This is a genomic window from Mesorhizobium sp. L-8-10 (assembly GCF_016756635.1).
GTDB lineage: Bacteria > Pseudomonadota > Alphaproteobacteria > Rhizobiales > Rhizobiaceae.
This window is the reverse complement of the sequence record NZ_AP023263.1, coordinates 6,905,543-6,926,835: the sequence shown is the minus strand read 5'-3', so window position 1 is coordinate 6,926,835 and position 21,293 is coordinate 6,905,543. Positions and strand designations below refer to the sequence as shown.

The following is a 21,293-nucleotide window of genomic DNA, read 5'->3' as shown; positions in this document are numbered from 1 at the left end:
TGATGGTTTCGGCTCTTGCATTGACCGGCTGCATGGGCTCGCCGACCTATGGCACGGGCACACCCGCCCACGAGCAGCTCCTGTCCGACGTCACCGGCGTGCTTTCGATCGCACCGAACAAGGACAAGCCGAAGATCGACTACAAGCCGCGGCCGGCACTCGTCAGGCCCGCGCCTGGAGAAAAGGAATCGCTGCCGGCACCTCAGCAGAGTATCACCGCAGGCAGCGAAGCCTGGCCGGAATCGCCCGAGCAGCGTCGCGAGCGTGTCTTCGCCGAGGCGACCGCCGCGGCCGAGGAGGGACGCTCTTCCCCGATCCAGAGCGACGTCGCGTCGACGAAGGGGGGCGTCACGTCGAAAGCCCGCTATGGCGAGCGCGGCAATTTCGAGGTTGAACCCGATCCGGTTGGTGCCGGTGGGCGGACAGGCCGGTCGAACCAGGGCGTCGTCTCGCGGGCGAAATACGAGCGCGGCAATTTCAACAATGAGGGCGATGTCGCAGACGGCAAGGAGCGCGAGGAATTCAACAAGCGCCTCGCCGAAAGCAGGCAGGGCAGCCCCACAACGCGCAGATATCTCAGCGAGCCGCCGCTGACCTATCGCCAGCCGGCAGATACCGCCCCCGTGAACGATGTCGGCGAAGACGAGTGGAAGAAGGATCGGCGGCAGAAGCGTGAATCCAAGAAGGGATCGAGCTGGACCGACTGGATTCCAGGTCTCTGACCAAAACATAGCGTGAAGCAGGCCATCGGTTCGGTTCCGATCGGGCGAAACCTGCCGCTTGCATGCCTAGCCGTTGCGCCTGTCCCGGAAAAATTCCTTCAGCAGCGTCGATGCCCGGACCTCGCCGATGCCGGAATAAACCTCCGGCGCGTGGTGGCAGGTCGGCGACGAGAAGAAGCGCACCCCGTTGACGACGCCGCCGCCTTTCTCGTCGGCGGCGCCGAAATAGAGCCGGCGCAGGCGGGCGAAGGAGATCGCCGCCGCGCACATGGCGCAGGGTTCCAGCGTCACGTAGAGGTCGGCGCCGTTGAGCCGCTCGGCCGAAAGCGCTGCGGCGGCCTCACGGATCGCCAGCATCTCTGCATGGGCGGTCGGATCGTTGAGTTCGCGTGTGCGGTTTCCGGCCCTTGCCACGACTTCGCCGTCGGAGACGAGGACCGCGCCCACCGGCACTTCGCCACGTCGTGCTGCAGCTTCCGCCTCGGCGAAAGCCAGAGCTATGAAATCCGGTCGTGTCATGGAATTCTCTTCGTGACATTTCCCTCGCGCGGCCTGAACGTTACTGCTACACCCCGCCCGGAAAGGCAAAGGCCGAATGGACGACGATCGGAAAAAAACTCCCCGCAAAGGCGGCTCGAAAGCAGGCGGCCCGCGTGGTGGCCCGGCGAAGGGCGGCCGGCCTTTCCGCGACGGCGCCAAGAAGCCCTTCGTCAAGCGCGAGGGGAAAGACGGCGCGCCGCGCGGCGCCAAGCGTGCATTCTCGCGCGACGAGCGCTCGGGCGAAGGCACCGAGCGCGGCGGCAAGCCTTTCAGGAGCGGCCCGCGCCCCGATCGCAAGCCCTTCGAAGGACGCGGCGATGGCGAGCGGCGGCCGTTCCGTGATCGTGCGGCTTCGGGCGAAGGCGCCGAGCGCGGCGGCAAGCCTTTCAGGAGCGGCCCGCGTCCCGATCGCAAGCCCTTCGAAGGACGCGGCGATGGCGAGCGGCGGCCGTTCCGTGATCGTGCGGCTTCGGGCGAAGGCGCCGTGCGCGGCGACAAGCCTTTCAAGCGCGGCCCGCGCCCCGAACGCAAGCCCTTCGAAGGACGCGGTGACGGTGAACGCCGGCCCTTCCGCGACCGCGCGTCATCCGGCGAAGGTGCGGAGCGCGGCGACAAGCCTTTCAGGAGCGGACCGCGTCCCGAGCGAAAAACCTCTGAGGGCCGTGGCAATCAGCGCCCGGGCCGTCGCGAGCGTGAGGAGCGGGGCGCGACCGGCGAGGCGCGGCCGCAACGCGCCGAGAGACCTTTCCGAGCTGGTCCCCGACCCGAGGGCAGGCCATTCGAAAAGCGATCCTCCGGCGATAGCGTCCGTTTCCGCAAGACCGAGACGACGGAGCCTGGGGAGCGCATCGCCAAGCGTCTCGCCCGCGCGGGCATTGCCTCGCGTCGCGACGCCGAGGAACTGATCGCGGCTGGCCGCGTCAAGGTCAACGGCAAGGTGCTTTCGTCGCCGGCTTTCAACGTCATGCCCGACGACACGATCGAACTCGACGGCACGACAATTCCGCCGATCGAGCGGACCCGGCTTTTCCTTTTCCATAAGCCGGCCGGTCTCGTGACCACCAACCGCGATCCCGAAGGCCGCCGGACGGTGTTCGACGTGCTGCCCGCCGACCTGCCGCGGCTGATGACGATCGGGCGGCTCGACATCAACACCGAAGGCCTGCTGCTGCTCACCAATGACGGTGGGCTGGCGCGGGTGCTCGAGTTGCCGGCGACCGGGTGGCTGCGACGCTACCGCGTGCGCGTCCATGGCAAGGTCGACGAGAAGGCGCTGGCCGAATTGAAGGACGGCATCGCCGTCGACGGTGTGTTTTATGGTGCAGTGGAAGCCTCGCTCGACCGCGAGCAGGGCACCAATGCCTGGCTGACCATCGGCCTGCGCGAAGGCAAGAATCGCGAGGTCAAGAACATCCTCGGCGCGCTCGGCCTCGACGTCACGCGGCTGATCCGCATTTCCTACGGACCGTTCCAGCTCGGCGAACTGCCGGAAGGCGCCGTGCAGGAATTGAAGGGCAAGATGCTGCGCGACCAGCTCGGCGAGCGGCTGATCGAGGAGTCCGGAGCCAATTTCGATGCGCCGATCGCCAAGCCCTTCTCCAACAAGCCTGTGCTGTCCGAGCGTCGCGAAGAACGACCCGAACGCCTCCGCGCCGCGCGCGACCCCATGGCGGCGCCGATCGGCGAGGGCGGGCTGATCAAGGCGCGCAAGCGCCGCGAAAACAGCCGCGACGATGCCTTGTCCAGACTGTCGACCCGCCCGGAACGCGGCGGCTTCGGCGGCGGCAAAGCCGAGCCCGGCAGGGAGCGGGGACCGAAGAAGTCCGGCGAGCGCGAGCAGCGGCCGATCGATCCTCCCGGCGCCCGCAGGGCCAATGTCTGGATGGCGCCCGGCGCCCGGCCGCAGGGAAAAACGGCAGCGACCGAGAAGCCTAGGGGCAAGGGCGCTGGCGATCCGAAGGGTTCCGCCTCTTCTCCGCGTCGGGGCGAGGGGGCAGACAAGGGCGGGCCGGGCGGCAAGGGACCACGGCGGGGGAAGAACGATGCGGATCGTCGGCGGTGAGTTTCGCGGCCGGCCGCTCGTCACGCCACGCGACAACGCCATCCGCCCGACCACCGACCGCACCCGCGAGGCGGTCTTCAACATGCTCGTCCACCGTTTCGCGGATCGCCTGGAGGGCGCAAGGGTGCTCGACCTCTTCGCCGGCACCGGCGCGCTCGGCCTGGAGGCGCTGTCGCGTGGCGCCGGCCACTGCCTGTTCGTCGAGGAAAGCGCGGAAGGACGCGGCCTGATCCGCACCAATGTCGAGGCGCTCGGCCTGCAGGGCCGGACCAAGATCTTTCGCCGCGACGCCACTCGCCTCGGCGAAGCCGGCACGATCCAGCCATTCGGCCTCATCTTCGCCGATCCGCCCTATGGCAAGGGTTTCGGCGAGCGCGCCCTCCAGGCCGCGCGCCAGGGCGGCTGGTTGCTCGCGGGCGCGCTCTGCGTCGTCGAAGAGGCCGCCGCCGCGGCTTTCGATCCCGGTCCCGGCTTCAGCATCGCCGACGAACGCAGCTACGGCGAGACGGTCATCCGCTTCATCGAAGCGGCCTGAGTTTTTTCCCGATCCGCCCGGTTTCGGCCTTGATTGGCCCCTCACATGACGCCGAATTAACTTTCGGCATCGCGGCAGCACTTCTATAAGCGCGGCCAGGCCAACCTCTGGACAAGAAGCCAACCTCAGGACAGAAGAATGACAGTTTTTGGCAATCCGTCAGGTCTGGCGTGGCGGAAGCTCGCGACGGGCGCGCTCCTCCTCGCCGGCATCGCCTTTGTTCCAGCCGCCCAGGCCGAGACCGAGCGCCAGCCGGAGATCGCCGACTTCACGCTCGCCAACGGCATGGAGGTCGTGGTCATCCCCGATCATCGCGCCCCGATCGTCACCCAGATGGTATGGTACAAGATCGGCAGCGCCGACGAGCCGCCGGGCAAGTCGGGCATCGCCCATTTCTTCGAGCATCTGATGTTCAAGGGCACGAAAAACCACAAGCCGGGCGAGTTTGGCGCCAGGGTCGCCGAGATTGGCGGCAACGAGAATGCCTTCACCTCCTACGACTACACCGCCTATTTCCAGACGGTCGCGCCCGAAGCGCTGGGCACCATGATGTCTTACGAGGCCGACCGCATGCGCGGGCTCATCCTGACAGACGAAGTCATCGGACCGGAACGCGACGTCATCCTCGAAGAGCGTCGCTCGCGCATCGAGAACAATCCCGAGGCTCTGCTGGGCGAGGAAATCGACGCCACCCTCTATCAGAACCATCCCTACCGCATTCCAGTCATCGGCTGGATGCATGAGATGGAGCAGTTGAACCGCATCGACGCGACGGCCTTCTACGACAAATATTACGCGCCCAACAATGCGGTGCTGGTGGTTGCCGGCGACGTCGATGTCGAGACGGTCAGGAAACTCGCCGAAGAGACCTATGGCAAGGTCGAGCGTGGTCCGGCCCTGCCGCCGCGGGTGCGGCCGCAGGAACCCGAGCAGAATACCAGGCGGACGGTGACGCTCGGCGATGAGCGCGTTTCCGTGCCGAGCTTCCAGAAGGCGTGGGTGGTGCCGTCCTATTCCTCGTCGGAGGACGGCGAGGCCGAGGCCCTCGACCTGTTGTCCGAGATCCTCGGCGGCGGCACGCGCAGCCGCCTCTATCAGGAACTGGTGGTGAAACGCGGCATCGCCTCGTCGGCCGGAGCCTCCTATTCGGGCACCTCCCTCGACGCCACGGGCTTCACGGTCTACGGCGCGCCGCGCGGTACCGCTACCTTGGAGGAGGTCGAAGCCGCGATCGACGCCGAGATCGCCAGGATCGCCCGCGAAGGGGTCGGCGACACCGAGCTGGAAAAGGCCAAGACGCGCTATCTGCGGTCGATGATCTTCGCGCGCGACAGCGCGGCCGGCATGGCCCATATCTATGGCGCGACTCTTGCGACGGGCGGAACGGTCAAGGACATAGACGCATGGCCGGACCGCGTGCGTGCCGTGACAGCCGACCAGGTGAAGGCCGTGGCGGCGAAATATCTCGATCCTGATCGTTCGGTCGCCGGCTACCTGCTGCCGAAGGACAAGGCGCAGAACTGAGCGGAACGACGACCATGAAACATGCCATGCCACAGCGCCTTTTCGTTACCTCCCTGGCAACGTTCCTTCTGGCCATCATCTTCCTCACCTTGCCCGCGGTGATCGCGGCTCGCGCCGCCGTGACCATCCAGGAGGTCAAGTCGCCGGGCGGCATCACCGCCTGGCTGGTCGAAGACTATACCGTGCCTGTTATCAGCATCCGCTTCGCCTTCGAGGGCGGGCGCACGCAGGAGCCCAAGGGCAAGGAGGGCCTTGCCAACCTGATGTCGGGGCTGTTCGACGAGGGCGCGGGCGATCTCGACAGCGAGGCGTTCCAGACGAGACTCGACGATGCCGGCGCCGAGATGCGCTTCAATGCCGGACGCGACGGTTTCTACGGTTCGATGCGCATGCTCGCCGACGAGCGCGACGAAGCTTTCGACCTGCTGCGTCTCGCCGTGACCAAGCCACGCTTCGACACCGAGCCCGTCGACCGCATCCGGGCGCAGATCGTTTCCGGCATCCTGGGCAATGCGAGGGATCCCGAGACGGCGGCGCAGATCGCCTGGTCCGAGGCCGTCTATGGCGAGCATCCCTACAGCCGGCGGGAAGAAGGGTCCGAGACGTCGCTCGCCTCTATCACCCCGGACGACTTGAGAATGTTTCACCGCAAGCTCTTCGCACGCGGCAACCTCAAGATCGGTGTGGTCGGCGCGATCGACGCCGAGACCCTCGGCCGCGAACTCGACAGAGTGTTTGGCGAACTGCCGGAAAGGCCTGATCTCGTTCCCGTCGACAAGGCGACGCTCAAACTCGGCCAGGAGATCGACGTCACCTATGAGCTTCCGCAGACCAAGCTGCGACTTGCTTATCCCGGCATCGAACGCAAGGATCCGCAGTTCTTCGCTGCCTATCTGGTCAACCATATCCTCGGCGGCGGAACCTTCACCTCGCGGCTTTTCGAGGAGGTGCGGGAAAAGCGCGGGCTCGCCTACGACGTCGGATCGGCGCTGGTGAACAACGACTATTCGAACGGCCTTGCAATTTCGACCGCGACCCGTTCCGATCGCGCCGGCGAGACGCTCGACCTCATAAGGAAGGAAGTCCGGCGCATGGCGGAGGAGGGGCCGACGCAGGCCGAACTCGACGCCGCCAAGAAGTATGTCATCGGTGCCTATGCCATCAACAACCTGGACTCCTCGAGGGCCATCGCCGGCACGCTGGTGGAACTGCAACTCGACGATCTCGGCATCGACTACATCCAGCGCCGTGCCGGCCTTATCGATGCGGTGACGCTCGACGATGCCAAGGCTGCCGCCAGGCGCCTGCTTTCGGCCGACCCGGCGATCATGGTGGTTGGTCCGGCGCTCGAAAGGAAAGGCTGAGCCATATGCGCGCCGAGGGAGGAGGAACAGGCGGCGGCAAGGGCGATCCGAGCTTCGGCATCGCCTTCGGCGGAGGCGGCGCGCGCGGCCTTGCCCATATCCATGTGATCGAGGTGCTCGACGAAATGGGCATCAGGCCGGCGGTGATCGCCGGCTCGTCGATCGGCGCGATCATGGGCGCCGGCGTCGCGGCGGGCATGACCGGCAAGGAGATCCACGCCTATGCCCGGACAGTGCTCTCCAGCCGGTCGGAAGTGGCGAGCCGCATGTGGCGTGCGCTGCCCACCAGCGTCGGCGAGATGATGGCGGGCGGCCTCAATGTCGGCCAATTCAACATCGAACGCATCATCAAGGCCTTTCTCCCCGCGCCGATCCCGCACCGGTTCGAAAGGCTGAAGATTCCGCTCAAGGTCACCGCGACGGACTATTTCGGCCATGAACTCGCGGTGTTCGAGGAGGGCGACCTCATGTCGGCGCTGGCGGCTTCCGCCGCCATTCCCGCCGTCTTTCGGCCGGTTCGGCGGGAAGGAAGGCTGTTCATCGACGGCGGCATCTACAATCCCGTGCCCTTCGACCTGATCGATGGCGATGCCGACATCATCATCGCCATCGACGTGGTCGGCGCGCCCTCGGAGGTTTCGGGCAGGCGTCCTAGCTCGATCGAATTGCTGCTCGGGGCGAACCAACTCATGATGCAGTCGATCACCGCCATGAAGCTCAAGACCAGACATCCGCATGTGCTGCTGCGCCCGCCCGTTTCGCGCTTCCGCGCCCTCGACTTCCTGAAGGTCGACGCGGTACTCGCCGAGACCGTCGCCATCAAGGACGAGCTGAAGCGGGCGGTCGAGGCCGCGATCGAGGCCAGGCTGAGAGTCTAGCCCGGATATTTGACGGAACGGCCGTATCGGAGCGCTCGGGCTGCGAAGACGGCAGGCTCTGGATAGGCGGGAACAAGCCCGGCCTTGGCTGGGGCAGTCGAAATCCACCATGCCAAAGGTCGATAGGATCGACCGTTGGAGCGCGCGATTGCGTGGCCTGTCGGACCGCGGGGCGTCCACTTGGACGCGCAAGGACCCGGTCGTGCCGGCTTATTGATGACGGCCGATCATTCGGAGAGGCGCATGGGCGGGTAAATCGGCTGGTGACAGACGCGAACGCAATCGCCTTTGTCACGAACAACCCCTGTCTCGCATGCTACGATTCTCCTGGTGGGGGCATCCGCAGCGCCGCGGCGCAAAACCGAGGACCACTGGATGCCGATATTGAGCAATGGCAGCGAACTCACCGTGTGGGAGGAGCCCGATAACCCGAACCCGAGTCCCGACGCCATCCTTTTCACCATCACGGAAATGGATGGCGATGTCGTCGGCCCGGTCGGTGCGAAGCCCGATTTTCCCTTCGGTGGAATCGAACTGGCTTCCGTCGACGTCTTCGACGGCTTCTTCACCATCACCAGCTTCACGCATGAGGGCCGGACCGAGACCTGGACCGCCGTTGAGACGCAGGTCTTCGACAATGAAGGCAACCTGGTCCGCACGCTCTCCGACCGCGCCGCCTGGCTCTCGGCGCAAATCGTTTCGATCGACGCAGCCAGTCCTGACGACATCGCGGTAGCGTGGATCGGCGCCAACGAATATTTCGGCGGCGAGAACACCGGATATGGCGAGCATCGGATCATCGTCGCGGGAGGCGTCGCCCAGCCGGATACGTTCGTCAACCATGCCCCTGACGTCGCCAACCTCGACCTGACGCTTTCGCAAGGAGAGGTCTTGAACGACACGCCGTTCAAGGGGACGGACGTCGACTATGACATGCTGAGATTCGTCGTCGTGGACGGGCCGGACCATGGCGCGCTCGGACTGGAGACGCGCTACGACGGCAATTTCTACCCGTTTCCCCAGGGCGGCTATGGCGGAAGCCTGCACTATCATGCCGACTTCCTGGACGGGAACCTCTTCGACTACACGCCGGAACCGGGCTTCATCGGTACCGACAGCTTCACCGTCTATGCTACGGACGGGCAGGGCAACAGCGATGTCGCGACTGTTACCATCACGATCACCCCGCCGCCCCGCTCCGTCTCGCTGACGGACAACAGGAATGTCATCAGTTACGCCGGCCTCGACCGTGCGATTCTCGTCGCCGCGCTGGGCGGTGACGACCGCGTCGGCGGCACGCCCTTCAATGATACGCTCGACGGAGGTCCGGGCCATGACCAGTTGCTTGGCGGTGCCGGCGCCGACCATCTGATCGGCGGAGCGGGCACCGATTGGCTGAAGGGAGGGGCCGACAACGATGAGATCGATGGCGGCGCCGGAACCGACGGCATTCGTGGCGATGCGGGCGATGATCTCCTCAGTGGCGGCGCCGGCTCGGACGACCTGCGCGGCGGCGACGGTGACGACGTGATCGATGGCGGCACGGGCCGTGATTGGCTGGCGGGCGGCGCAGGCCGGGACAGCTTTGTGTTCGATGCCGCGCCCGGGCCTGCCAACGATGATCATATCGACGACTTCGAGGCGCTGGATGATGTCTTCAGGTTGGATGGTTCTGTGTTCACGGACCTGTCTTCCGGCCCGTTGTCGGCAGCCAACTTCGTTGTCGGCAAGCATGCCGTCGATGGCAACGACCTGATCGTTTACGACAAGACGACGGGCGATCTGTTCTACGATGCCGATGGAGCGGGAGGGGCGGCGGCGCTGAGATTTGCCTCCGTGCAAGCTGCCACCGCGATCACCGCGGATGACTTCGTCGTATTTTGAGAAGCTGCATGTGGCGGCCCGTGTTCGGCGGGACCGTCACAGCCAGTCTTCTCGGAAAGCTACCGGACCGGCATGGGCGCCGCGGGCGAGAAGGCCAGGGACAGCCACCGGTTCCAGCCGTCCGGTCGGTTGTCACTGGGACCTCGCAATAGTCTTTCAGGCTGACTTATCTCCCTGTCTTGTTGTCGACATCGAACTTGCTCGGGCCGGGTCCACGAAGAGAGGCTTGGCGCCGCACCTACTTCGGGCTGTCTTCCGGCATGATCGCAGTATCGACCTTCTGCCCGCTGTCCTTTCGCGCCTGCAGGCGCTTCGCATACATCGAATAGGCGACGTAATATTTGTAGATATTGCCGACATACTGCACGGTCTCCCGTCCTACGATCCGCGCGGCTCCATTCTCCACATTGCCGAACCAAATGTCGGGATTGAGCCCCATCTCCTTGGCCGTGCGACGGAATTTCGCAAGATTACCGGGACCGGCATTATAGGCAGCGAGCGTCAGCAGCATCCTGTTGAGCGGCGTCGGACCATCGTCCGTGATGTAGGTCTGCGTGAGGTGCCGCATATATTTCGAGCCGGCCTCGATGTTGCGCTCCGCGCTCTCGGCGATGCCTGTTATGCCGATTGCCTTGTCGGCGGCTGTCGAGGGCAGGAGTTGCATGATGCCGACGGCGCCAAGGGGACTGCGCTGGCTCTGGTCGAGCTGTGATTCCTGAAAGCCTTGGGCGGCGAGCATCAGCGGATCGAAATCGTACTCCTTGGCATAGGTCTGGAACACCAGCCAGAGAGCCTGGAACTTGGCGAGCTGGCTCGGCTCGTAGGCCGCGCGCACCATCTTGTCGCTCTGGTAGTAGCGCTTGCGCAATATGTTGCCGAAAGTCGTGCCGACCTTATGCTCCTTGATAAAGGGGGCAAGCGCAGCCTTCAGCTTGGGACTGTCCTTGCGGATCCCCCAGGCAAGATCGCCGCCCTTGGAGATCACGAGGTCGTCCCGGACCTTCACCTTGTCGAAAACCTGCGACCATATGAGGGCATTGAAACGGTCGACGACGCACCAGGGCAGAAGCCCGGCATTGACCATTTCCAGAAGGTCCTCATCCTCCAGGTTTTCGTCGGCGTCGCGGATGAGGATTTCGGGCTTGCCTGCTTTGCCGCGCTCGGCATTCAACGCATCGAGATGTTCGCGATAGCTGCTCGACTTGCGGACATAGACCTCTTTTCCGCCGAGATCGTCCAGTGACGAGAGGGGGTCCGCCGCCGGCCCGGTGACAACGACCTCCTGTACGCCGCTCGCGTAGGGATCGGCGAAGTCGATCAGCTCCTGGCGGGCCGGCGTAACGGTGAGATCCGCCGCGATGATGTCGCCTTGCCCGGCGAGGAGCGCGGGGATCAGCTGGGATCGCGCCATCGGCACATAGGCGACCTTGATCTTCTCGATCTCCTTCTTTTTCTTCTTGTTGATCCACGTCTCGAGCGCCTGGCCAAATTCCACCGCCGTGCCGAGTTGGCGGCCGCCGTCGATGAAATAGATCGTCTTGCTGTACGGCACGAGCATGCGGATGATACGACGCTTCTCCATGCCGTCGAAATCGCCGGTCCATTCGCGGATGCCGGGTAGCGATGTGATGGGCGATTCCTCGGCCGATGCGGCCTGCGGTGCCGCGAGCGCCAGTAACCCAGCCAGGAATATCGCAAGCGAGCGTACCAAAGCGCCCAGCCGCCGCCGTTGTGTCATCTATTAACCCCGCCTCGCATCGGGCCGCCGCCGGCCATCGTGTCATAACTTCCGACAAGGTGAAGGGCGCGTCAAGCAGATGGCAATACTTGCATGGCGATTGCCATGTCTGGAAAATGCTGCTTTTGCAAGTTCTTGCAAGAAAGATGGGCGGTTGGCTCTCGAAGAGATTCTGCTGCATAGCGCAGCGGCTCAACTCCTGCGTCGACCCTCGAACAGGTCGCGCTCGCGGGCGAGGCCTTCGCCGACGACGTCGAAAAAGGCACGCACACGGGCGGTTCCCTTGAGATCGGAATGCGTGACGATCCACAGCTCGCCCGGGAGGTCCGGCAGCGGCTCGGCAAGCGCGCGAACGAGGCCGGGCTCGCCATCGCCGAGGTAACAAGGAAGCAGCGCCATGCCGATGCCAGAGCGTGCGGCCACGGCCTGGTTGACCAGGCTGTTCGTGCGGTAGACGAAGGCCTCGGCGGGTGCGGCGCGGTTGAGCCAGTCCGCCGCCATCATGGCGGCCGCCGTTTCCTCCCAGCCGATGAGGGCATGACCGTCGAGCCCTTCGGGGTCGTGGATCGGCCCGCCTGATGCGTCGAGATAGGCGGCGGAAGCAAAGAGGGTCCAGGCCACGGCTGCAAGCTTGCGGCCCCAGAGATCGCCTTCCTTCGGCCGCATTGGGCGCAGCGCGATGTCGGCTTCGCGGCGCGAGAGGCTGAGCACGCGGTTCTCGATCGCGAGTTCGACCACGATGCCGGGATGTGCCTTCCGGAACGCCGCGAGGTGCCCGGTGAGCCTGCTGTAGGCCAGTGTCTCCGACGAGGTCACGCGCAGCCGGCCCGAGAGCCGCCGGTCGCTGCCGGCGATGTCGCGCGCCACGGCGACCGCCTCATCCTCCATGCGTTCGGCCGCCGCTGCCATGCGCTCGCCCGCGGTCGTCGTTGGGTAGATCCCTCCCGGCAGGCGCTCGAACAGGCGCACGCCGAGCCGCGCCTCCAAGGCGTTCAGCCGGCGAAACACCGTCGAGTGATCGATGCCGAGGGCTCCGGCCGCCGCCGTCAGGCTGCCGGCTCTGGCCACGGCAAGCACCAGCCGCAAATCGTTCCAGTCGTCCATGTCAGATTTCTAGCACGCCGCAGTCTTGCAGTCATGCAAGTGAGGCTGGCGAAACTCCAACGAGCATTGCGGCATCGCAATCAATAGCTTGTCTCCCGAAGGCGGGTTCACGCCGTCGCATGTCGCGCGGCGCCCGTCCGGAAGAAAGGACAGATCATGAAGCTCTATTACGCCACCGGAACCTGCTCGCTGTCGCCGCATATCGTTGCGTCGGAGGCGGGCATTCCGCTCGAACTGGAGCGGGTCGACATCATGAAATCGCCGCACGTCACCGACGCCGGTGCCGACTTCACCACGGTCAACCCGAATGGTTATGTGCCGGCGCTGCGCCTCGACGACGGCTCCTTGCTCACCGAGGGAACGGCCATCGTGCAGTACCTCGCCGACCTCAAGCCCGAGGCGGACCTCGCCCCGCCGGCCGGCACGCCGGAGCGTTATCGCCTCCAGTCCTGGCTGAACTTCGTGGCGACCGAACTGCACAAGATGTACAGCCCCTGGCTCTTCCATCCGGAATACGGCGCCCAGGCGCAGGACGTCGCGCGAGGCATCATCGGTCGCCGGCTGGCCTTCGTCGATGACCATCTGGCAAGTTCGGGTCGGTTCCTGGCCGGAGACCGGTTCAGCGCCGCCGACGCCTATCTCTTCACCATCGTCGGCTGGTCCGCCTTCGCCAAGGTCGATCTTTCCGGCTTTCCTCATTTGCGCGCCTTCATGGAGCGTGTCGGCGCGCGGCCGCGCGTGCGCGAGGCGATGCAGTCCGAAGGCATGAAGGTTGCCGCCTGAGATGAGCCACACCGTCGCCTGGATCCTGCTTTTGGTGGCGGGCCTGCTCGACGTCGCCTGGGCGATCTCCATGAAATATGCCGAGGGTTACACGAGGCCGGGGTGGAGCATCGTCTCCATCCTGCTTCTTGCCGCCTTCGTCTATCTGCTCGGCCGCGTGCTGGAGGCATTGCCGGTGGGAACCGCCTATGCGGTGTGGACGGGCATCGGGGCCGCCGGCACCGTGATCGCCGGCGTGATCCTGTTCGCCGAGCCGCTCGGCCTGCTGCGGCTCGGCGGCGTGGTTGTGGTGCTGGTCGGCATCGCGATGCTCAAGCTGGCGCCCGCCTGAGGGTCGACTTCATCGGCTGCCCATGGGCCGGCCCTTCCACAGGGACGGCCCATCGCGTAAGGGCCGGGCCAAAATCCGGGAGCCCGCGCAGGCATGATTCGTCTCGAAAACATCGGCAAGCAGAACGGCAGGCAGATCGTCTTCATCGAGGCCTCCGCCGCGCTCCAGAAAGGCGAGAAGGTCGGCCTCGTCGGCCCCAATGGGGCCGGCAAGACGACGCTGTTCCGGCTGATCACCGGGCAGGAACTGCCCGACGAGGGCCAGGTGTCCGTCGATCGCGGCGTGACCATCGGCTATTTCAGCCAGGACGTCGGCGACATTGAGGGCCGCAGCGTCGTCACCGAAGTCATGGAGGGCGTCGGTCCCGTCAGCGCGCTGGCAGCCGAGATGCGGGACTTGGAGGCCGCCATGGGCGACCCCGCGCGCGCCGACGAGATGGACGACATCGTCACGCGTTACGGCGAGGCGCAGGCGCGCTTCGAAGAGCTCGACGGTTATGCCCTGGACGGCCGGGCCCGCGAGGTGCTCGACGGCCTCGGCTTCAGCCAGGAGATGATGGACGGCGACGTCGGCGCGCTGTCGGGCGGCTGGAAGATGCGCGTGGCGCTGGGCCGGATCCTGCTGATGCGCCCCGATGTCATGCTGCTCGACGAACCGAGCAACCACCTCGACCTGGAGAGCCTGATCTGGCTCGAGGAGTTCCTGAAGGCCTATGACGGCGCGCTTCTGATGACCTCGCACGACCGCGAGTTCATGAACCGCATCGTCGGCAAGATCGTCGAGATCGACGGCGGCGCGCTGACGGCCTATTCCGGCGATTACGAATTCTACCAGCAGCAGCGTGCGGTCGCCGACAGGCAGCAGCAGGCCCAGTTCGAGCGCCAGCAGGCGATGCTCGCCAAGGAGATCGGCTTCATCGAACGCTTCAAGGCACGCGCCTCGCATGCCGCACAGGTGCAGAGCCGCGTCAAGAAGCTGGAGAAGATCGACAGGGTGGAGCCGCCGAAACGCCGCCAGACCGTGCAGTTCGAATTCCAGCCGGCGCCGCGCTCGGGCGAGGACGTCGCGATCCTCAGGAACGTGCGGAAGCGCTATGGCAGCCGCACCATCTATGAGGGGCTGGATTTCCACGTCCGACGCCGGGAGCGCTGGTGCGTGCTCGGGGTCAACGGCGCGGGCAAGTCGACGCTGCTGAAGCTGGCGGCCGGCGCGGCCGAGCCGGACGAGGGCAACGTGTCGCGCGGTCCCAGCGTGAAGATGGGCTATTTCGCCCAGCACGCCATGGAACTGCTGGACGGCGACCGCACCGTCTTCCAGTTTCTCGAAGATGCCTTCCCCCAGGCGGGCCAGGCGCCGCTGCGCGCGCTCGCCGGCTGCTTCGGTTTCTCGGGCGACGATATCGAGAAGAAATGCCGGGTGCTTTCGGGCGGCGAGAAGGCACGCCTGGTGATGGCGCGGATGCTGTTCGATCCGCCGAATTTCCTGGTGCTGGACGAGCCCACCAACCATCTCGACATGGCCACCAAGGAGATGCTGATCGGTGCGCTGTCGCAGTTCGAGGGCACGATGCTGTTCGTCTCGCACGATCGCCACTTCCTCGCCGCGCTCTCCAACCGGGTGCTGGAACTTACGCCCGACGGCGTCCACACCTATGGCGGAGGCTATACGGAATATGTCGCGCGCACCGGCCAGGAGGCGCCTGGCCTGCGGAGCTGACGGCGCCGCCTTGTCGCGTCGGAAGCGTGGCGTTCTACCGCGTGTCGCCTGAAAAAGGATTCACGCGACACGCGGTAGAAGCTTGATTTTGCGCATGTCTTTATCCCGAAACCGCGGCACACTTTCGGGAGACATGCTTCAAGGCAGCGTCGCCGCCTTGCCGGCGGAGAAGGGTGATTGCGCCGAAGGCGGCGGGGGCGGCAGCGTGTCGTCCGTCTGGGGCTGGCTGCGGGCGATCTTGCGCATCACCCGGAAGCAGACCAGCACGGAGACCACGCCGAACACGACGGCTCCCAGCGCCCAGCCGGCGATCACGCCAGTCGCGCCCCAGAGCTGCGCGCCCATCCAGACGAACGGGATTGTGCCGAGCGTCGAACGTCCCCAGTTGAAGAGTGTCGAATAGGTCGGGAAGCCGAGATTGTTGAAGGCCGCGCTCGACACGAAGATCGCGCCGTTGAACAGGAAGCTTCCCGCGGCGAAATGGCAGAAGAAGATGACGAGGTCGCGCGCCTCGGCGCCGGCGCCGAACAAGGCGGCGACCGGTCCGGCGAAGATGGCGAGCAGGGCCCAGACGGCCAGAACATAGGCGATGGTGACCCCGAGGCTGTCGCGCATGACGGCCGTGAGCCGGTCGAACCTGCCGGCCCCGTAATTCTGGCCGAGGATCGGTCCGACGGCTCCCGAAAGCGCGAAGATCACGCCGAAGGCGACAGGGGTCAGGCGCCCGATGATGGCCCATCCCGCCACCGCGTCGACGCCGAAGGCAGAGATCTCGGCGGTCACATAGGCGTTGCCCACCGGCGTCGCGATCTGGGTGAGCACCGACGGCAGGGCGATCGCGAAGAATGGGCGGAACGCCGCGGCGAGACGCTCCCGGTCGGGAAGGCGGATAAGCCGGTGCACGGCATGGGCGCCGTGAATGCCGATCGCCAGCATGACGATGCGCGACAACACCGTTGAAACCGCGGCGCCGTCGAGCCCCATGTCGAAGCCGAAGATCAGGATCGGGTCGAAGACCGCGGCGGCAAGTCCACTGCCGAGCGTCACATACATTGCGCGCTTGGCATCGCCGACGCCGCGCAGGATGCCTGTCGTGCACATGCCAAGCGCCACGATCGGCGTCGACGGGATGACGATCTGCAGGAAACGGAGCGACAGTTCGAGCGTCTCGCCCTCGGCGCCGAGAAGGGCGAGGAGGTCCCCGAGGAACGGCCAGGCGGCAAGCGTGATGGTGCCGGTCGATACACCCATAAACACCATCGAGGCGCCGCCCATCGCTGCGGCCTCTTCTCGGCTGCCGCGGCCAAGGCAGCGCGATACCAGCGCGCCGCAGGCGATGGTGAGCCCGATGGCGATCGACACGGTGAAGAACAGCAGCGTCGCCGAGAAACCGATCGCCGCGGCGAGCTCCTGAACGCCGAGAAGCGATATGTAGAAGAGATTGAGCGCGTCGACGACGAAGATGGCGATCAGCCCGATCGAGCCCGTCGCCGTCATCACGACGACATGGCGCAGCGTCGAGCCGGTCGTGAATTTGGCCGGACGGCCCGCTGCCGCTTGCTGTCGGCCGGAAGCCGGCTCCTCGCTCACAATGATCCTCCCCTCGGACCGGTGCGCGGCCTTCCCCGGATGGAGGGATCCGCTGCCGTCGATCACGGCCTCCGCAGGAGCCGGACGGACGTCTCACATGCTCGCCGGGGCGGAATCCCCAACCGAGCCCTCAGCGGTTTTGGCCTCCTCCGCCGCCTTGTCAAGGCGCTTGGCCTCGCGCGCCGGCTTGACCAGTGGCTCAGGCGTCACCGGTTTCGTATGCCAGCGGTTGAGGCTGCCTTCCCAATCACCGAGTGCCTGCAACTCGAGCCGCTCCTCGTCGCGGCGGCGCACATCCTCGAGGATCGCCTGTGCGGTCTCCTCGTCCGTGCCGAGCGCCTCGAGCGTCTCGCGGCCGAACACAAGCCCGGATTCGAGCGTCTCGCGGATTTCGTACTCGACTCCCTTGGCCCTGAGCTCGAGTGTGTGGATGCGGTCGTAGGAGCGGACGAAGAGCCTCACCTCGGGAAATTCGCTCTGGATCAGATCGACGATTCTGTCGGTGGTCTCGCGCCGGTTCGTGCAGACCGCCACCAGCCTTGCCTTGCGGATGCCTGCCGCCTCGAGCACGTCCTTGCGGGTACCGTCACCGAAATAGATGCGGAAGCCGAATTTCGACGCGCTGCGGACCCGTTCCGCGGAATTCTCGATGACGGTCACTTCCGAGCCGCCGGTCAGAAGGATCTGCGACGCGATCTGGCCGAAACGCGAGAACCCGATCATCAGCACGCCGGCGCCGGCTCCGTCGAAATCCTCTTCCATCTTGTCCTCCGGCTCCGGTGAGGTCAGGAAGGTGGATAGCGGCGTCACCAGCGGCATCAGCGCCATGGAACAGGTGACGATGGCGATGAGCAGCGGTGCCGTCTCGCCGGAAAAGATCGATGCGGCCGCAGCCGTGGTGAACAGCACAAAGGCGAACTCGCCGCCCTGCGGCAGCAGGAAGGCGGTAAGCACCGCATCGTTGCGAGCTGCGCCGAACAGCCGGCAGCCCAGATAGGTGGTCGCCACCTTCACCGCCATCAGCACCGGCACGGCGAGGAGAATGGTCAGCCAGTTCTTCAGCACCACCGACAGGTCGAGCGACAGGCCGACGGCCATGAAGAACAGGCCGAGCAACACGCCGCGGAACGGCTCGATATCGGCCTCCAACTCGTGGCGGTAGGACGATTCGGCCAGCATCACGCCGGCGATGAAGGCGCCCATCGCCATGGAGAGCCCGGCGAACTGCATCAATGTGGCCGCTCCCAGCACGACGAGCAGGGCGGCCGCGATCATCGCTTCCTTGGCGCCGGTGTTGGCGATGATGCGGAACAGCGGATTGAGGAGATAGCGTCCGGCGAAAAGCAGCGCCGCCACCGCGGTGACGGCGATGCCGAACTGCATGGGTCCCGAAAAACGCTCCGTTTCGGCGTCGGGCGCCAGGAGCGGGATCAGCGCCAGGAGCGGCACGATCGCCAGATCCTGGAACAGCAGTATCGCGAACGTCCGCTGCCCGTGCAGCGTGTTGGTGGCGCCCTGCTGCTCCAGCGTCTGCATGGCGAAGGCGGTCGAGGAGAGCGCCAGGCCTGAGCCGGCGACGATCGCCGCAGGCCAGGACAGGCCGGCCAGCATGTGGCCGAGCACGGCGAGCGCCAGCCCGCTCGCCAGCACCTGGGTCAGGCCCAGGCCGAAGATCTGGTGCCGCAGGGCCCATAGCCGTGAAGGCTTGAGCTCGAGTCCGATGATGAAAAGAAGGAAGACGATGCCGAGCTCCGAGACATGCAGGAACTCGTCGCCGCCCGTCACCAGCCGGGCGACCGGCCCGATGACGATGCCGGCGGCCAGATAGCCCAGAATGGTGCCGAGCCCGAGGCGCTTGAAGAGCGGAGCGGCGAATACCGCTCCGGCGAGCAGCAGCAGCACTTCTGAATAGATCGTCGCCTCTTCCACCGCCGGTATCCCTCGAAACGTGACGGAAGGCGGCGCGACAGCGCGTCACCTCCCCATTGCGCAAGCATGGTCGGAACAATAGATGGGTGTCTTGAGGCGAGGCGCAAATCGCCCCGCCAAAAGATCGAGAGCAAGATGACCGATATCGTCGATACTGCCAAGCTCGCCGACCGCGTGTCGGCCCTCGTCGAGGCCGCCCGCAAGGCCGGTGCCGACGCCGCCGATGCCGTCGCCATGCTTGGCCGCTCCACCAGTGTCTCCGTCCGTCTCGGCAAGGTCGAGGGCACCGAAGCCTCCGAAAGCGAGGACGTTGCCCTGCGGGTCTTCGTCGGCCGGAGGGTGGCCAGCGTCTCGGCGACGGCCTCCGCCGACCCGGCCGCGCTGGCGGAGCGGGCCGTGGCGATGGCCAGGGTTTCGCCGGAGGATCCTTTCCAGGGGCTCGCCGATCCGTCGCGCCTGGCGAGGTCCATCCGCGATCTCGACCTGTTCGACGGCACCGCGGTCCCGGCCGAGACCTTGAAGGAAACCGCGCTCGCGGCGGAGGCCGCGGCGCTCGCCGTCGGCGGCGTCACCAATTCTGGCGGCAGTGGCGCGAGCGCCGGCCTGGGCGGTCTGGTGCTCGCCACCTCGCACGGTTTCGTCGGCCGCTACGTGGCGACCCGCTTCTCGCGTTCGGTGAGCGCCATCGCGGGCGAGGGCACGGGCATGGAGCGCGACTACGACTTTTCCTCGCGCCTCTATTATTCCGATCTCGATTCGCCCGAGACGATCGGACGCAACGCCGGCGAACGCGCCGTCAAGCGGCTCAACGCGCGCAAGGCCGCGACCGGCCCGGTCAGCGTGATCTTCGATCCCAGGGTCGCGCGCGGCATTGCCGGCCATCTCGCGGGTGCGATCAACGGCGCGTCAGTGGCGCGCAAGACAAGTTTCCTGCGCGACATGATGGGCAAGCCGGTCGCCGCGAAAGGGGTGACCGTCACGGATGACCCGCTGAAGCCGCGCGGGCAGTCGTCGCGTCCCTTCGATGGCGAGGGCGTCGAAGGCATGGCGCTGTCGATGGTCGAGGACGGCGTCCTGAAGCACTGGTTCCTGTCGACCTCGGCCGCCCGCGAACTCGGCCTGGAGACCAATGGGCGGGGCGTGCGCGCTTCCTCCTCGGTTTCGCCCTCGTCGACCAACCTCGCCATCGAACCGGGCGAGAAGTCGCCGGAGGAACTGATTGCGTCGCTGAAGTCCGGCTTCTATGTGACGGAGGTCTTCGGCCAGGGCGTCAACATGGTGACGGGCGAATACAGCCGCGGTGCCTCCGGCTTCTGGATCGAGAATGGCGAACTGGCCTATCCGGTATCGGAGGTCACGATTGCGTCAAATCTCAAGGACATGTTCCTCAACATGATTCCCGCCAGTGACCTCGACCGTAATTTCGGTACCGCCGCCCCGACGCTGCTCATCGAAGGTATGACCCTTGCTGGCAGCTGAGCCGATTCGTTCGACCGCAGACAGCGACCTGCCGCTCATCCGCGAGGCTGCCCGGGCCGCAGGCGAGATCGCATTGCGCTACTTCAAGCGCAATCCGCAGACCTGGCTGAAAGGCGGCCATTCGCCGGTGAGCGAGGCCGATTACGCCGTCGACCGCTATCTGCGCGAGACGCTCACCGCTGCCCGCCCGGACTATGGCTGGCTTTCGGAGGAGACGGCCGATTCGCCCGCCCGGCTTGAGGCGCGGCGCACTTTCGTCGTCGATCCGATCGACGGCACCCGCGCCTTCCTCGACGGGATGCCGACCTGGTGCGTGAGCATCGCAGTGGTGGAAGACGGCGAGCCGTTGGCGGGCATTCTCGATTGCGCCGCGCGCGGCGAAGTCTTCGAAGCCACAGCCGGGCGCGGCGCCTTCAGGAACGGCAGCCCCTTGCAAGTCGGCCCGCAAAGCGCCAGCCCGCTGGTGGCGGGCCCGAAATCGCTGTTCGACGAGGGCGCCATCGCCTGGCCGGCGCATTTCCGGCGCGGTCCTTATTATCCGTCGCTTGCCTATCGCCTTGCCATGGTGGCGAGCGGCGACCTTGACGCGACCTTTGTCAAGCCGAACGCGCGGGACTGGGATATCGCGGCGGCGGACCTCATCTTGCGTGAGGCCGGCGGCCGTCTTGTGGACATCCAGGGCAACAGCCTGCGCTACGGCGAAGCGGACCCAAGCCACGGCGCGCTGGCGGCCGGCAGCGGCGTGCTCCTCACCGAACTGACGGCGATGATGGCTGCCGTTGCAGGCTTACGTTAGGTAGCGGTTTCAAATTCCGCCGTTTTGATCTAATCATCTGCATCTTTTCTGAAATACGGATCCGATACGCATGGCTGGGCAAGAAGCCAAGAAACAATTGCTGCACCTGGTTTTCGGAGGGGAGCTGAAGAAGCTCGGCGCGGTGGAGTTCCGCGATCTCGACCAGCTCGACATCGTCGGCATCTTCCCGGACTACCAGTCCGCCGAGACCGCCTGGCGGGCCAAGGCGCAGGCGACGGTCGACAACGCTCATATGCGCTACTTCATCGTGCATCTTCACCGCCTCCTCGATCCTGAGAACAAGGCGACCGGCTGAGG

The 21,293-nt window shown here is 65.8% G+C and carries 18 protein-coding genes; 13 read left to right on the top strand and 5 right to left on the bottom strand.

Annotation, left to right across the window (positions count from 1 at the left end; translation table 11 throughout):
• Window positions 1–2 precede the first annotated feature (2 nt).
• Window positions 3–722 carry a hypothetical protein gene (locus JN280_RS32415; protein WP_244742399.1) on the top strand — a complete coding sequence of 240 codons (720 nt, stop codon included), beginning with the start codon at window positions 3–5 and terminating at the stop codon, window positions 720–722.
• 66 nt (window positions 723–788) lie between these two features.
• On the opposite strand, the gene JN280_RS32410 is transcribed toward JN280_RS32415, so the two are convergent.
• On the bottom strand, window positions 789–1,241 hold the full coding sequence (locus tag JN280_RS32410) for a nucleoside deaminase (RefSeq protein WP_202308307.1): 453 nt from the start codon (window positions 1,239–1,241) through the stop codon (window positions 789–791).
• 76 nt (window positions 1,242–1,317) lie between these two features.
• Here JN280_RS32410 and JN280_RS32405 point away from each other — a divergent pair, with 76 nt between their 5' ends.
• The 6 genes from JN280_RS32405 (at window position 1,318) to JN280_RS32380 (ending at window position 9,509) form a co-directional block, all read left to right on the top strand.
• Window positions 1,318–3,324, top strand: a complete 2,007-nt coding sequence (locus tag JN280_RS32405) for a pseudouridine synthase (protein ID WP_202308306.1) — start codon at window positions 1,318–1,320, stop codon at window positions 3,322–3,324.
• Window positions 3,305–3,859, top strand: a complete 555-nt coding sequence (gene rsmD, locus JN280_RS32400; protein ID WP_202308305.1) for a 16S rRNA (guanine(966)-N(2))-methyltransferase RsmD — start codon at window positions 3,305–3,307, stop codon at window positions 3,857–3,859. Before JN280_RS32405 ends, rsmD begins: the two co-directional genes overlap by 20 nt.
• A gap of 138 nt (window positions 3,860–3,997) precedes the next feature.
• Window positions 3,998–5,383, top strand: coding sequence for a M16 family metallopeptidase (locus tag JN280_RS32395; protein ID WP_202308304.1), 1,386 nt, complete (start codon window positions 3,998–4,000; stop codon window positions 5,381–5,383).
• Between the two features lie 26 nt (window positions 5,384–5,409).
• Window positions 5,410–6,747, top strand: coding sequence for a M16 family metallopeptidase (locus tag JN280_RS32390; protein ID WP_244742396.1), 1,338 nt, complete (start codon window positions 5,410–5,412; stop codon window positions 6,745–6,747).
• Between the two features lie 5 nt (window positions 6,748–6,752).
• Window positions 6,753–7,625 (top strand): patatin-like phospholipase family protein, encoded by an 873-nt coding sequence (locus tag JN280_RS32385; protein WP_202308302.1) that lies wholly within the window; start codon window positions 6,753–6,755, stop codon window positions 7,623–7,625.
• Between the two features lie 375 nt (window positions 7,626–8,000).
• Complete coding sequence (locus JN280_RS32380; RefSeq protein ID WP_202308301.1) at window positions 8,001–9,509, top strand: calcium-binding protein; 1,509 nt, start codon at window positions 8,001–8,003, stop codon at window positions 9,507–9,509.
• Window positions 9,510–9,747: 238 nt separating this feature from the next.
• Here JN280_RS32380 and JN280_RS32375 read toward each other — a convergent pair whose 3' ends face one another.
• A complete protein-coding gene (locus JN280_RS32375) occupies window positions 9,748–11,247 on the bottom strand; it encodes a transporter substrate-binding domain-containing protein (protein WP_202308300.1) in 1,500 nt (499 codons plus the stop codon).
• A 192-nt stretch (window positions 11,248–11,439) separates the two neighbouring features.
• Window positions 11,440–12,351, bottom strand: a complete 912-nt coding sequence (locus tag JN280_RS32370; protein ID WP_202308298.1) for a LysR family transcriptional regulator — start codon at window positions 12,349–12,351, stop codon at window positions 11,440–11,442.
• A 156-nt stretch (window positions 12,352–12,507) separates the two neighbouring features.
• Between JN280_RS32370 and gstA the strand changes: the two genes are divergently transcribed.
• From gstA to JN280_RS32355, 3 genes are all read left to right on the top strand, one after another.
• Window positions 12,508–13,134 (top strand): glutathione transferase GstA, encoded by a 627-nt coding sequence (gene gstA / locus JN280_RS32365; protein WP_202308296.1) that lies wholly within the window; start codon window positions 12,508–12,510, stop codon window positions 13,132–13,134.
• Window position 13,135: 1 nt separating this feature from the next.
• A complete protein-coding gene (locus JN280_RS32360) occupies window positions 13,136–13,465 on the top strand; it encodes a DMT family transporter (protein ID WP_202308294.1) in 330 nt (109 codons plus the stop codon).
• Between the two features lie 93 nt (window positions 13,466–13,558).
• Window positions 13,559–15,181, top strand: coding sequence for an ABC-F family ATP-binding cassette domain-containing protein (locus tag JN280_RS32355; RefSeq protein ID WP_202308292.1), 1,623 nt, complete (start codon window positions 13,559–13,561; stop codon window positions 15,179–15,181).
• Window positions 15,182–15,319: 138 nt separating this feature from the next.
• Here the strand turns inward: JN280_RS32355 and JN280_RS32350 are convergent, their stop codons facing one another.
• Window positions 15,320–16,771 carry an MATE family efflux transporter gene (locus JN280_RS32350; protein ID WP_244742393.1) on the bottom strand — a complete coding sequence of 484 codons (1,452 nt, stop codon included), beginning with the start codon at window positions 16,769–16,771 and terminating at the stop codon, window positions 15,320–15,322.
• Between the two features lie 93 nt (window positions 16,772–16,864).
• Window positions 16,865–18,700, bottom strand: a complete 1,836-nt coding sequence (locus JN280_RS32345) for a monovalent cation:proton antiporter-2 (CPA2) family protein (protein WP_244742390.1) — start codon at window positions 18,698–18,700, stop codon at window positions 16,865–16,867.
• Window positions 18,701–18,835: 135 nt separating this feature from the next.
• On the opposite strand from JN280_RS32345, the gene JN280_RS32340 reads away from it, so the two are divergent.
• The 3 genes from JN280_RS32340 to JN280_RS32330 all read left to right on the top strand — a co-directional run bounded on the left by JN280_RS32340 (window position 18,836) and on the right by JN280_RS32330 (window position 21,291).
• The gene (locus JN280_RS32340) at window positions 18,836–20,179 is read left to right on the top strand and encodes a TldD/PmbA family protein (protein WP_202308290.1); all 1,344 of its coding nucleotides are present in this window, start codon (window positions 18,836–18,838) and stop codon (window positions 20,177–20,179) included.
• Window positions 20,166–20,975 (top strand): 3'(2'),5'-bisphosphate nucleotidase CysQ, encoded by an 810-nt coding sequence (locus tag JN280_RS32335; RefSeq protein WP_202308288.1) that lies wholly within the window; start codon window positions 20,166–20,168, stop codon window positions 20,973–20,975. Before JN280_RS32340 ends, JN280_RS32335 begins: the two co-directional genes overlap by 14 nt.
• Before the next feature lie 70 nt (window positions 20,976–21,045).
• Complete coding sequence (locus JN280_RS32330; RefSeq protein WP_202308286.1) at window positions 21,046–21,291, top strand: DUF4170 domain-containing protein; 246 nt, start codon at window positions 21,046–21,048, stop codon at window positions 21,289–21,291.
• Window positions 21,292–21,293: the final 2 nt, after the last annotated feature.